This is a genomic window from Microbacterium azadirachtae (assembly GCF_000956545.1).
Taxonomy (GTDB): Bacteria; Actinomycetota; Actinomycetes; order Actinomycetales; family Microbacteriaceae; genus Microbacterium; species Microbacterium azadirachtae.
This window is the reverse complement of the sequence record NZ_JYIT01000078.1, coordinates 32,028-43,868: the sequence shown is the minus strand read 5'-3', so window position 1 is coordinate 43,868 and position 11,841 is coordinate 32,028. Positions and strand designations below refer to the sequence as shown.

General features: G+C 70.4%; 10 protein-coding genes. 2 read left to right on the top strand and 8 right to left on the bottom strand.

Annotated elements, in window-relative coordinates; all coding sequences use genetic code 11:
• Positions 1-49: 49 nt before the first annotated feature.
• From RL72_RS10755 to RL72_RS10740, 4 genes are all read right to left on the bottom strand, one after another.
• A complete protein-coding gene (locus tag RL72_RS10755; protein WP_045250836.1) occupies positions 50-1,729 on the bottom strand; it encodes a glycoside hydrolase family 13 protein in 1,680 nt (559 codons plus the stop codon).
• A gap of 72 nt (positions 1,730-1,801) precedes the next feature.
• Positions 1,802-2,689, bottom strand: coding sequence for a carbohydrate ABC transporter permease (locus tag RL72_RS10750; RefSeq protein WP_045250835.1), 888 nt, complete (start codon positions 2,687-2,689; stop codon positions 1,802-1,804).
• Positions 2,689-3,600, bottom strand: a complete 912-nt coding sequence (locus tag RL72_RS10745) for a carbohydrate ABC transporter permease (protein WP_045250834.1) — start codon at positions 3,598-3,600, stop codon at positions 2,689-2,691. Before RL72_RS10745 ends, RL72_RS10750 begins: the two co-directional genes overlap by 1 nt.
• Positions 3,597-4,874, bottom strand: a complete 1,278-nt coding sequence (locus tag RL72_RS10740; protein ID WP_091477990.1) for an ABC transporter substrate-binding protein — start codon at positions 4,872-4,874, stop codon at positions 3,597-3,599. The genes RL72_RS10745 and RL72_RS10740 overlap by 4 nt, the downstream gene beginning before the upstream one ends.
• Before the next feature lie 162 nt (positions 4,875-5,036).
• Between RL72_RS10740 and RL72_RS10730 the strand changes: the two genes are divergently transcribed.
• Positions 5,037-6,329, top strand: coding sequence for an ROK family protein (locus RL72_RS10730; protein WP_082072322.1), 1,293 nt, complete (start codon positions 5,037-5,039; stop codon positions 6,327-6,329).
• A 51-nt stretch (positions 6,330-6,380) separates the two neighbouring features.
• Here the strand turns inward: RL72_RS10730 and RL72_RS10725 are convergent, their stop codons facing one another.
• The 4 genes from RL72_RS10725 to RL72_RS10710 form a co-directional block, all read right to left on the bottom strand.
• The gene (locus tag RL72_RS10725) at positions 6,381-7,721 is read right to left on the bottom strand and encodes a dihydrolipoamide acetyltransferase family protein (protein WP_045250833.1); all 1,341 of its coding nucleotides are present in this window, start codon (positions 7,719-7,721) and stop codon (positions 6,381-6,383) included.
• Between the two features lie 131 nt (positions 7,722-7,852).
• Positions 7,853-8,860 (bottom strand): alpha-ketoacid dehydrogenase subunit beta, encoded by a 1,008-nt coding sequence (locus tag RL72_RS10720; protein ID WP_045250832.1) that lies wholly within the window; start codon positions 8,858-8,860, stop codon positions 7,853-7,855.
• Positions 8,857-10,008 (bottom strand): pyruvate dehydrogenase (acetyl-transferring) E1 component subunit alpha, encoded by a 1,152-nt coding sequence (gene pdhA, locus RL72_RS10715; RefSeq protein WP_045250831.1) that lies wholly within the window; start codon positions 10,006-10,008, stop codon positions 8,857-8,859. Before pdhA ends, RL72_RS10720 begins: the two co-directional genes overlap by 4 nt.
• Positions 10,009-10,259: 251 nt before the next feature.
• Positions 10,260-11,327: a histidinol-phosphate transaminase gene (locus tag RL72_RS10710; RefSeq protein WP_082072321.1), complete on the bottom strand. Its 1,068-nt coding sequence runs from the start codon at positions 11,325-11,327 to the stop codon at positions 10,260-10,262.
• 107 nt (positions 11,328-11,434) lie between these two features.
• Here RL72_RS10710 and RL72_RS10705 point away from each other — a divergent pair, with 107 nt between their 5' ends.
• Entirely contained in the window at positions 11,435-11,839 is a 405-nt protein-coding gene (locus RL72_RS10705; RefSeq protein WP_045250830.1) for a phage holin family protein, read from the top strand.
• Positions 11,840-11,841 lie beyond the last annotated feature (2 nt).

The following is an 11,841-nucleotide window of genomic DNA, read 5'->3' as shown; positions in this document are numbered from 1 at the left end:
CGCCCGCGGCGTCAGGGCTCGCTCGCCGACGCCGACCGCCGAACTCGGCTCAGCCGCGCAGCCAGACCGTGGTCTCGGCGGGCACCGCGCCGTCGACGAGCTCGCCGAGCACCGGCGCCTCGCCCTCGGCGAGCGCGAAGGGCTCCGTACCGAAGTTCGTGACGACCTGCCATCCGTTCGGCCGGACGAAGCGCAGCACGTCGTCACGGCCGGTCTCCATCCACTCCAGGCTCTCGCCGGTCTGCAGCTCGTGCCGCAGCGCGAGCGCACGACGATAGGTGTTCAGCGACGAGGCGGGGTCGGCGTCCTCCACGTCCACCGCGTAGTCCGCGAACCAATCGGGCTGCGGGATGTGCGCGCCCGCGGCGCCGAAACCGAAGGAGGATCCGGTTCCGGTCCACGGCAGCGGCACGCGGCATCCGTCGCGGCCGAGGCCGTCGCGCTCCGGATCCGCGCCCCGGAAGAACGCCGGGTCCTGCCGATCCTCGGCCTTGATGTCGCCCACCTCGTGCAGGCCCAGCTCCTCGCCCTGGTACAGGTAGGCGCTGCCGGGCAGGCCCAGCAGGAACAGGGAGGCCGCGAGCGCCTGCCGGCTGCCGCGCGCGAGGTCGATCTGGTCGGCCGGGGCGCCGGCGAGGATCCAGGCCGAGCCCTGCTTGGCGAGGCTGCCGCGCCGCGGGGCGAGGCCGTAGCGGGTCGCGTGCCGCACCACGTCGTGGTTCGAGAGCACCCAGGTCGAGCTGGATCCGGTCGCCGCGCTCTGGGCGAGGTTGTCGGTCACGATGTGCCGGAACTGCGCGGCGTCGAAGTCGGCCTCGAGCAGGTCGAAGTTGAACGCCTGGCCGAGCCCCTCGGGGGTCGCGTACTTGGCGCGGCGCTCCGGCGTCGCCACCCACGCCTCGGCCACGGCGATGCGCGGCGGGTCGTACTCGTCGAACACCTGACGCCACTCGCGGTAGATCTCGTGCACGGCGTCGCGGTCCCACAGCGGGTGCTGACCGTCGGTGGTGTCCATCGCGTCGAGCTCGGCCTGGCTGGGCAGAACGGCAGGCAGGTCCTTGCTGAGCCCGTGCGCGACGTCGATGCGGAACCCGTCGACGCCGCGGTCCGACCAGAACCGCAGGGTGTGCAGGAACTCGGCGTGCACGTCGGGGTTGTCCCAGTTGAAGTCGGGCTGCTCGGTCGCGAAGTGGTGGAAGTACCACTGCCCGTCGCCCACGGGCTCCCACGCCGGACCGCCGAAGATGCTCGCCCAGTCGGCGGGCGGCAGTTCGCCGTTCTCGCCGAGTCCGTCGCGGAAGATGTAACGGTCGCGCTCGGGCGACCCCTTGCCTGCGGCGAGCGCCGCGCGGAACATCTCGTGGCGGTCGGACGAGTGGTTGGGCACGATGTCGACGATCACCTTGATCCCGCGCTCGTGCAGCGCGGCGACCATGTCGTCGAAGTCGTCGAGCGTGCCCAGGCGCGGATCCACGTTCCGGTAGTCGTCGACGTCGTAGCCGCCGTCGGCGAGCGCGGACGGGTAGAACGGGCTCAGCCACACCGCGTCGACGCCGAGCCCGGCGAGGTAGTCGGCCTTGTCGGTGACGCCCCGGATATCGCCCAGTCCGTCCCCGTTCGAGTCGGCGAAGCTGCGCGGATAGACCTGGTAGACGACGGCCTGGCGCCACCAGGCGGCGTCGTCGGATCCGAGCACGGGGACTCCGGCGGCGAGGACTGCATCGGTCATGGAAGAGAGCTCCTTCGGTGTTGCGGTCTTGTGCGGGCGGGTGCGCCCGACGGATGAGAACCGGACGGGCGGTCAGCCCTTCACGGCGCCCTGGGTCACGCCCTCCATCACCCAGCGCTGGGTGAACAGGTAGGCGACGATCGCGGGGGCCATGGCCATCAGGTACGAGGCGAAGGCGACGTTGTAGTTGCTGCTGAACTGATTCTGGAACAGGTTCTGCCGCACCGGCAGGGTCTGCAGCGACGGATCCGAGATGATCAGCGACGGCATCATGAAGTCGTTCCACGCGTAGAGGAAGGCGAAGATGCCGACGGTCGCGCTCATCGGCCCGAGCAGCGGGAAGATGATCCGCCAGAAGGTCTGCCAGGTGCTGGCCCCGTCGATCCGCGCGCTCTCCTCGAGCTCGAGCGGCAGGGAGCGCAGGAACGCCGTGAACAGCAGCACGCTGAAGCTGAGCTGGAACATCGTCGCGAGCAGGATCACCCCGAACGGATTGTCCAGGTGCGCGAGACCGGTCAGTTGGATCTGCGGCAGCGCCACCACCGGGAACGGGATGAACATCGCGGCGAGCAGGTAGAAGAACGAGTACCGGAAGAGCCGGTGGTCCCAGTTGCGCACGATCGCGTAGGAGGCGAACGCGGCCAGCACCACGGTCAGGAACACGGTGCCCGCGGTCACGAGCAGCGAGACTCCCGCCCCGACGGGGAACTTCGTGAGGTTCCACGCCTGCACGAATCCGTCGAGCGTGAACGGAGCCGGGAACGAGAACGCATTGCCGTCGACCGACTGCTTCGACGTCTTGAACGACATCGCGATCGTGACGTACAGCGGGATCAGGACGGTGGCGGTGCACAGGATCAGGATGATCGTGCCCGACCAGTTCACCCGCTCCCTGCGGATCCGGGGCTTGCGGCCCGTGGTGGTGAGGGCCTCGATGGTGAGGAGGGTCTGCGTCGACATCAGAGTGCGTTCCTTCCGCGGGTCACGGACAGCTGCAGCAGGGAGATCAGGATCGCGACGAGGAAGAAGATCGTCGCGTTCGCCATCTGATAGGCGTAGTCGCCGCCGTTGAACCCGGCGATGATCGTCATCGCCACGCTCCGCGTCGAGGTGCCGGGACCGCCGTCGGTGAGGCCCTTGATGATGTCGTACGCGTTCAGGAAGCCCTTGAACCCGAGCACGATGTTGATCACGAAGTAGCCGGCGACGAGCGGGACCGTGATCCGGGTGAGCTGCTGGAGCTTACTCGCGCCGTCGAGGTCCGCCGCCTCGTACACGTCCCCGGGGATCGAGAGCAGGCCCGCGATGTAGATGAGCAGGGTGCCCGGGATCGCCTGCCAGGCCGTCACGATCACGATGCCCACCCACGCGAGGTCGGGGTTGGCGAGGATGCTCGTCGACAGCCACGGGATGCCGGTCGCCGTCCCGAGCGCCGGGATCGAGTTCGAGAACAGGAAGTTGAAGACGTAGGCGATGATGATGCCGGAGATGACCATCGGGATCACGAAGATCGCGCGCAGGCCCGTCTTGAAACGGATCCGCGAGACGAGCCCGACGGCCAGCAGGAAGGCGAGCACGTTCACCACGATCACGGTCACGACCGAGAACCCGAAGGTGAACAGGTAGCTCTGCAGGATCGCCGGGTCGCTGAACGCCGCGATGTAGTTGGTGAGCCCGTTGAAGCTCCAGGTGCCGATCCCGATCGAGTCGGTGAAGCTGAAGAAGATGCCCATCACCGCGGGCACCGTGATCGCCAGCGTGAACAGCACGAGCGTCGGCAGCAGGAACAGGTAGTAGATCGGCTCGACGCGCTTGCTGCTGCGACGGACCGTGCGGTCGCCGCCGGTGACGATGGTGGTTGTCGCGGTCATTTCGTCGTGCCCTTCGTGTCGCTCGGGAGCTTCGGGGCGAGGAAGGCGGCGCGCGCCCAGTCCGCGTCCATCGTGCGCAGGGTGCCGTCGACGCTACCCCCGAGGGCGATCGCCTGGACGTAGTTGAAGACGGGGATGGTCTTGGGCACCAGCACCGACGCGCCCTGATAGACCGCGCCGTCGGTGTAGTACGGGATCATGCCCGCGATGCGCGGATCCGTCGGCAGAGTCGCATCGGTCGTCGGCGCGAAGCCGAGCTGGGACGCGTTGTAGGCGTCGATCACCTCGGGCCGGTAGAGGTAGGCGAGGAAGTCGCGCGCGGCCTTCTGGTGCTGCGACCCCGTCGGGATCATCGCCGCGAGATCCATGTTCACGCGGACCTTGAGATCCTTCGGATCGTTCGTCATCGGCAGCGGGAAGCTGCCGAGCTGCAGGTCGGGCGACGTCTTGGCGATCTCGCCGAACGCCCACGGGCCCTGGAGGTACATCGCGCCCTTGCCCTGGGCGAACGCGAGGTTGCCGTCGACATACGCCTGGCTCGCGGCGTTGGGCTGCGTGTAGTCCTTGATGAGCCGGGTCATCTTCTCGACCGGCTTCGCGAAGTCCTTCGAGAAGGAGGTCTGCGCCTTCGGTCCGACCGCGGTCCCCTCCTCGTTCAGTTTCTTGAAGAAGTCCACGACCGGCACCTCTCCCCCGACCGCGTAGTCGTACCAGCCCTGCCCGATCGTCCAGTTGTCCTTGAACGTGCCGTAGAACGGCGCAACCCCGGCGGCCTTGAGCCTGTCGCACGCGGCGATCAGCTCGTCCCAGGTCTTCGGGATCTCGATGCCGTGCTTCGCGAAGATCTCCTTGTTGTAGATCACCGAGGCCGCCATCACGGAGTACGGCAGCACGGTGGTCCTGCCCGGGCACACCCCGTACTGATCGAGCAGGGGCTTCAGGTCCTCACGGATCCGTCCCGCCTCCGCCGTGTCGGAGAGGTCGGTCAGCGCGCAGCGCTGCACGAACCGGGCGACCTCGAAGTTGTAGTTCGCGAGCATCAGATCCGGCGGGTTGCCGCGCACGAAGCTCGCCGAGACCACGTCCACGCCGGAGGTGTCGATCTCCACCCGCACCTTGTCCTGCGACGCGTTGTAGTCGTTCACGACCTTCGTCATGAAGTCGATCGCCTCGCGCTTGCTGAATGTGAACCGCACCGTCTCGCGACCGTCGGCGGGCGCGCATCCGGCCAGGGTCGTCGCCCCGATCGCGAGGGCCGCGGCGACCGCGACCATCCTCGCGATCCGCGTTCTCTTCCCAGACACCATCGTCCTCATCCCTTCCGGGATCCGTCCGCGCCATCGGATCGGATCTTGTTCCGGAGATTAGATTTTGTGCCCGAATCAACTCGGGCAAGGGATACTCTGACAGAAGCCCACCCGAGAGGTCAAGCACCGATGCCGAGATCCGCCGCGTCCGACGCGCCCCCCGCCGCCCCCGGCGCGGCCGGGGCTCCCGGGGCTCCCGGCGCTCCCGGCGCTCCCGGCGCTCCCGGCGCTCCCGGCGGCAGCCGACCGAGCCTCGGGCAGGTGCTGGACTTCGCCTGGGGCCGCGGCCCCTTCACCGCCACCGAGGCGATGGCCGGCGCCTCGCTCACCCGGTCGACGACGATCGACGCGATCGACACGCTGGTGGAGGCGGGCGTCGTGCGCGAGCTGCCCAACGCCCGCGACGCGGGCCAGTACTCGGCCGGGCGGCCGGCACGACGGTTCGAGCTGCCCTCCGATGTCGGCGCCGTGATCGCGATCGACGCCGGCGACACCCACCTCGGCGTGACCGTGACCGACCTCGCCCGCATGCCGCTCGCGCACCGGCGCACCGACCTGGATCGGCACCACACCGTCGGTCAGCGCCGGGCGGTCATCCTGCAGCACCTCGACGCGGCGCTGGCATCCAGCGGCGTCCCCCGCGACCGCGTCCTCGCCCTGTGCGCGGGCGTCGCGGCCCCGGTCGCACGGAACGGCTCATCGCCGCCGCACCCCGACGGGTTCTGGGAGCGCACCAATCCCGGCCTCGCCGAGCTCCTGGCGGGATGGGCCCCCGTCGTCGAGATCAAGAACGACGCCGTGCTCGCGGCCGCCGCGGAGGGGGATCTCGGCGAGGCCGTGGGCTGCCGCGACTACATCGCTCTCGTCGCCGGGGAGCGGTTCGGCGCCGGAGCGGTCGTGGACGGGCACATCCTGCACGGCGCCCACGGCGGCGTCGGCGAGATGGTGCTCTTCGACCACGTGCGCGGGGTGGACTCGGCCGACGGGCTCGGCCCCACGATCACCCGCATCGCCGGCGAACTGCTCGCCTCGGGAGACGCGGCCGCCGACGGAGCGCTGGCCCGGCTCGCCACGGAAGGCCTCACCGCGGACCGGGTGCTCGCCCTGGCGGAGACCGGGGACGCCGACGCGGCCCGCGTCGTGCGCGACACCGGCGCCTTCCTCGCTCGCGTGGTGGCCGTGCTCGGCAGCACCTACGACCCGGAGCGCGTGATCGTCTGCGGCGCGATCGCCGAGAGCATCCAGCCGGTGCTCGACGCGGCGCGCGACGTGCTGCGCCCGCTGCTCGACCTGCCGGCGCCCGCGATCCTGCGCTCGAAGCTCGGCGCCGACATCGTGCTCGCCGGCGCGGTCTCGACGGCCCTGGCCGCCGCACGGACGGTCGGCCTGCCGCAGCTCGTGGCACGCCGGCTGCAGGGCTGAGAGCCGACCCGGCCGGATCCGGGATCCGGAGTCCGGGATCGGGATCCGGTCTCAGTCCACCAGCAGCGCGGGCTCCTCGAGCACGGCGGCGACGTCGGCGATGAAGCGGCTCATGCCGTCGCCGTCCACCACACGGTGGTCGAAGGATCCGGCCACCGTCGTCACCCAGCGCGGACGCACCTCGCCGTCCACGACCCACGGCTTCTGGCTGATGGTGCCCATCGCCACGATGCCGGCCTCTCCGGGGTTGATGATCGGGGTGCCCGCATCCATCCCGAACACGCCGATGTTGGTGATCGTGATGGTTCCGCCCTGCTGGTCGGCCGGCGTCGACTTGCCCTCGCGGGCGGTCGTGGTGAGCCGGTTGAGCGCGCGGGCCAGATCCTTCATGCCCAGATCCTGCGCGTCCTTGATGTTCGGCACGAGCAGGCCCCGCGGAGTGGCGGCGGCGATGCCGAGGTTGACGTAGTGGCGCACCGCGATCTCGGCGCCGTCGGCCGTGTCGATCCAGGCCGCGTTGACCATCGGGGTGCGGCGCACGGCCCAGATCACGGCGCGCGCGACGATCAGAAGCGGCGACACCTTGATGTCGGCGAAGTCGGGCGACGCCTTCAGGCGCTTCACGAGCTCCATGGTGCGGGTCGCGTCGACCTCCTTCCACACCGTCACGTGCGGGGCGGAGTAGGCGCTCTGCACCATGGCCGACGACGTGGCCTTGCGCACGCCCTTGACCGGGATCGACTCGGTGCGGCTCTCGTCCGCGCCGATCGAAGCGCGCGAGGGCGCGATCCCGCGCGCGAGTCCGACCGGCGCGGGCTGCGGCGCAGGCACGGTCTCCTCGCGCACGGCGCCCCATTCGGGGGTCTGGATGTTGCGGAACACGCTCGCCTGCTCGGCGTGCTTCATCACGTCGTCGCGGGTGACCTCGCCGTCGGCGCCCGTCGGGGTGACCTGGGTGAGGTCGACGTCGAGGTCGCGCGCGAGCTTGCGGATCGGGGGCTTGGCGATGACGCCGACGGTGGAGCGCACCGGCCGCTCGGCAGGGCGACGGCGGCGCGAGGTCGCCTCGGTACCGGATCCGTAGCCGACGAGCACGGATCCGGATCCCTCCGCCGCCGGAGCCGCCGGCGCCGGGGCGGCCGCCTCCGGAGCGCCGCTCAGGAACGTGATGATCGGGGTGCCGACGTCGACCGTCTTCCCCTCCGGCACGAGCAGCTCGCCGACCGTGCCGGCGTGCGGCGAGGGCAGCTCGACGAGCGACTTGGCCGTCTCGATCTCGCAGATCACGTCGTTGACCGCGACGGCGTCGCCCGGGGCGACCCGCCAGGTGACGATCTCGGCCTCGGTCAGGCCCTCGCCGACGTCCGGGAGGGTGAAGGTCTGGGTGCTCATGGTCGGGATCCTTTCCGCTCAGCCCCCCTGCCTGAACCTGACGCAGGAGATCCTGCAGGTCAGCGGGCGGATGGAGGCTGAGTGTGACGATTCTCCTGCGTTGTGTTCAGGAAGGGGAGGAGACGGGGCCGTCAGTACGCGAGGGACCGGTCGACGGCCTCGAGGATCCGGTCCGGATCCGGCAGGTAGGCGCCCTCGAGCTTCGCGGGCGGGAACGGGGTGTCGTAGCCCGACACCCGCAGCACCGGCGCCTCGAGCGCGTAGAACGCCCGCTCCATGACGGTCGCTGCGATCTCGCTGCCGAGGCTCACGAAGCCCGGCGCCTCCTGCGCGTAGACCATCCGGCCCGTCGATCGCACCGAGTCGAGGATCGGCCCGTAGTCGACCGGCGACAGCGAGCGCAGGTCGACGACCTCGCAGCTGGTGCCCTCGGCCTCGGCGAGAGCGGCGGCCTGCAGCAGGGTCGAGACCATGGCGCCGTGCCCGACGAGAGTGACGTCGGATCCGCGACGCACCACGCGCGACGCATGCAACGGCAGGGCGGGGGCGGCGAGGTCGACCTCGCCCTTGGGCCAGTACCGGCTCTTCGGCTCGAGGAAGATCACCGGGTCGTTCGAGGCGATCGCCTCCTGGATCATCCAGTACGCGTCGTTCGGCGTCGACGGCGACACCACGCGCAGGCCGGGAGTGTGCGCGAAGTAGGTCTCCGGGCTCTCCTGGTGGTGCTCGACCGCGCCGATGTGCCCGCCGTACGGGATGCGGATCACGATCGGCATCGAGAGCGCACCCTCGTGCCGGGCCGTGATCTTGGCGAGCTGTGTGGTGATCTGGTCGAACGCCGGGAAGACGAAGCCGTCGAACTGGATCTCGACGACGGGGCGGAATCCGCCCATCGCGAGGCCGATCGCGGTGCCGACGATGCCCGACTCCGCGAGGGGGGTGTCGAGCACGCGCTGCGGCCCGAAGTCGCGCTGCAGGTGCTCGGTGACGCGGAACACGCCGCCGAGGGCGCCGATGTCCTCGCCCATGAGGAGGACGCGCGGGTCGTCCTCCATCGCCTTGCGCAGGCCCGCGTTCAGCGCCTTGCTGAACGGCATCGTCTCGATGCGGGTACCGGTGGTGGTGTCGACGGTGGTCATCGGATCTCCTCCTGCCGTCCGGCCGCCGCGCCCGAGCTGAACGAGGCCTCGTACTGCTGGTGCCACGCCTTCTGCTCGGCCAGGAGCGGGTGCGGATCGCTGTACACGTTGTCGAAGATCGCGTCGTGACCGGGCGCGACGAGCTCGAGGGTGCGCACCCGCAGATCCTCGGCCGCGTCGGCCGCCTCCGCCTCGGCGTCGGCGAAGAAGGACTCCCCCGCGCCGCGGTTCTCGAGGTACGCGCGCATGCGGGCGATCGGGTCGCGCTGCGCCCACTCCTGCTCCTCGGCGCTGCCGCGGTACTTGGTCGGGTCGTCGCTCGTGGTGTGCGCGCCCATGCGGTAGGTCACGGCCTCGATCGCCCGCGGGCCGTCGCCGGCACGCGCCTCGTCGAGCGCCCGCCGGGTGACGGCGTAGCTGGCGAGCACGTCATTGCCGTCGACCCGCACCGAGGGGATGCCATACCCGATGCCGCGCTGCACGAGCGGCACGCGCGACTGGGTGCTCACCGGCACCGAGATCGCCCAGTGGTTGTTCTGCAGGAAGAAGACCTCGGGGGTGCGGTAGCTCGCGGCGAACACCATCGCCTCGTGCACGTCGCCTTGGCTCGAGGCGCCGTCGCCGTAGTAGACCATGACGGCCTCATCGCGATCCGGGTCTCCGGTGCCGCACTTGCCGTCGAACACGAGCCCCATCGCCAGACCCGTGGCGTGCAGGGTCTGCGAGCCGAGCACGAGCGTGTAGATGCGCGTGTTGCCGTTGCGCGGATCTGTGGGATCCCAGCCGCCGTTCGAGGTGCCGCGCATGAGCTTGATGATGTCGACCGGGTCCACGCCCCTGATGCGGGTGACGGCGTGCTCGCGGTAGGACGGGAAGATCGTGTCCTGCGGGCGCGCGGCACGAGCGGATCCGACCTGCGCGGCCTCCTGCCCGCGGCTCGGCGGCCACAGCGCGAGCTGGCCCTGGCGCTGCAGGTTCGTGGCCTGGGTGTCGATCGCGCGGATCGCGACCATGTCCCGGTAGAGCTGCTCGAGCTCGCTGTCCGGGAGCGCGTCGATGAGGGGCAGATACTGCTCGGCCGCGGCGTTCGGGGCGTAGCTGCCGTCGGCGTCGAGGACGCGGACGACGGGGATATCGGCGTCAGTCACCTTGTCTACGCTAACCGAGGTTTCCGGCTTCGCAGTGGAGGGTGCGCACAAACGATCCGAAGGGTCCTGTCACGATCCCCACGGACGTATGCAGCCTCGCGGATATCCAGGTGTCCCAGGTATTTATGCCAGGTCCCCCTAGCTTTTTGCATGGGACGCCTTGCATCGGATCCCGCCCGCGCCGACCGCCTCGTGCGGGACGCGCGCGGGTCCGCCCGTCGCGGCGGAGGGTGCCGCGTCGAGGGCGCCCCTCAGCGCTGGGCGGCGGCGACGGCCAGCACGCGGGGCAGCGACTCCGCCTCGCCGACAGAGATCCGGATCCCGTCTCCGGGGAAGGCGCGCACGATGAGCCCGGCGTCCTCGAACGCCGCAGCGACGTCGGCGGTCGCATCGCCCGTGGGGAGCCAGACGAAGTTGCCCTGCGCGTCGGGCACGTCCCATCCTTGGGCGCGCAGGCCCGCGACGAGCTCGGCGCGGCGCTCGACGATGACCGCGACGCGGGCGCGCAGCTCGTCCTCGGCGTCGAGGCTCGCGATCGCGGCGCCCTCGGCGGCGGCCGTCACGGACAGCGGGATCGCCGTCGTGCGGGCCGCGTCCAGGACGCGGGGGTGGCCGATCGCGTAGCCGATCCGGAGCCCGGCGAGACCGTAGGCCTTGGAGAACGTGCGCAGCACGACGACGTTGGGGTGCGTCTCGAAGACGCGCTCGGCCAGGCCGTCGACCGCGTCGGGGGCGGTGACGAACTCGGCGTAGGCCTCGTCGAGGACGATCAGCACGTCGCGCGGCACCTGGGCGACGAACGCCGCGAACTCGGCGCTCGTGACGATCGGACCGGTCGGGTTGTTCGGGGTGCACACGATCACCACGCGGGTGCGCTCGGTGATCGCCGCAGCCATCGCATCGAGGTCGTGGCGGGAGTCGGCGGTGAGCGGCACCTGCACGCCGGTCGCCCCGGCCACGAGGGGCAGGCCGGGGTAGGCCTCGAAGGAGCGCCAGGCGTACACGACCTCGTCGCCGACCGTCGCGGCCGCCGCCACCAGCTGATACAGGATCGCGACGCTGCCCGAGGCGACGTGCACCGCGTCGGGCGCGACACCGTACCGCTCGCCCAGGCGTGCGCGCAGCGCCCCCGCCGTGGCGTCCGGGTAGCGGTTGATCGGCGCCCCCGCCGTCAGCGCCGCGACGACGGACGGCAGCGGCTCGAACGGGTTCTCGTTGCTCGAGAGCTTGAACGCGTCCGCGCCGGCCTGCTTGCCCTGCCGGTACGGGGGCAGGGCTGCGATCTCTTCACGGATGCGGGGCAGGATCTCTTCGCTCACGCGTCGAGTCTAGATCCGCGGCCCTCTGCGCCGTCCGACGGCATCGACACGACGGACTTCGCGGGACTCCCCGGCGGATCCCGGTTTCGGGTGGGACAATCGGCCTCATGAGGTTCCTCATCCGCGTCGTCGTGAACGCCTTCGCCATCTGGGTCGTGAGCCTGATCACCGTCCTCGAGGTCACGGTCACCCCTTACCCGCCGGGCGGCATGGTCCCGCTGCTCGTCACCCTGCTCGCGATCGGCGCCGTGTTCGCCGTGGTGAACACGATCGTCGGCACCGTGGTGAAGGTCGTCGCGATCCCCCTGTACATCCTGACGCTCGGGCTGATCTCCCTCGTGATCAACGGGTTCCTGCTCTGGCTGACCGCCTGGATCACGGGTTTCTGGGGATGGGGACTGGCGCTCGGCGGCTTCGGCTGGACGATCGTCGCCGCGTTCCTCATCGCCGTCATCAACGCGATCTTCAACGCGATCCTGCGCCCGCAGCGCCGCCGCGACCGCGACCGCTGAAC

What these genes read in the sequence shown, in the direction of transcription:
- RL72_RS10755 (WP_045250836.1), bottom strand. Translation starts at nt 1,729, where the DNA reads ATGACCGATGCAGTCCTCGCCGCCGGAGTCCCCGTGCTCGGATCCGAC.
- RL72_RS10750 (WP_045250835.1), bottom strand. Translation starts at nt 2,689, where the DNA reads ATGTCGACGCAGACCCTCCTCACCATCGAGGCCCTCACCACCACGGGC.
- RL72_RS10745 (WP_045250834.1), bottom strand. Translation starts at nt 3,600, where the DNA reads ATGACCGCGACAACCACCATCGTCACCGGCGGCGACCGCACGGTCCGT.
- RL72_RS10740 (WP_091477990.1), bottom strand. Translation starts at nt 4,874, where the DNA reads ATGGTCGCGGTCGCCGCGGCCCTCGCGATCGGGGCGACGACCCTGGCC.
- RL72_RS10730 (WP_082072322.1), top strand. Translation starts at nt 5,037, where the DNA reads ATGCCGAGATCCGCCGCGTCCGACGCGCCCCCCGCCGCCCCCGGCGCG.
- RL72_RS10725 (WP_045250833.1), bottom strand. Translation starts at nt 7,721, where the DNA reads ATGAGCACCCAGACCTTCACCCTCCCGGACGTCGGCGAGGGCCTGACC.
- RL72_RS10720 (WP_045250832.1), bottom strand. Translation starts at nt 8,860, where the DNA reads ATGACCACCGTCGACACCACCACCGGTACCCGCATCGAGACGATGCCG.
- RL72_RS10705 (WP_045250830.1), top strand. Translation starts at nt 11,435, where the DNA reads ATGAGGTTCCTCATCCGCGTCGTCGTGAACGCCTTCGCCATCTGGGTC.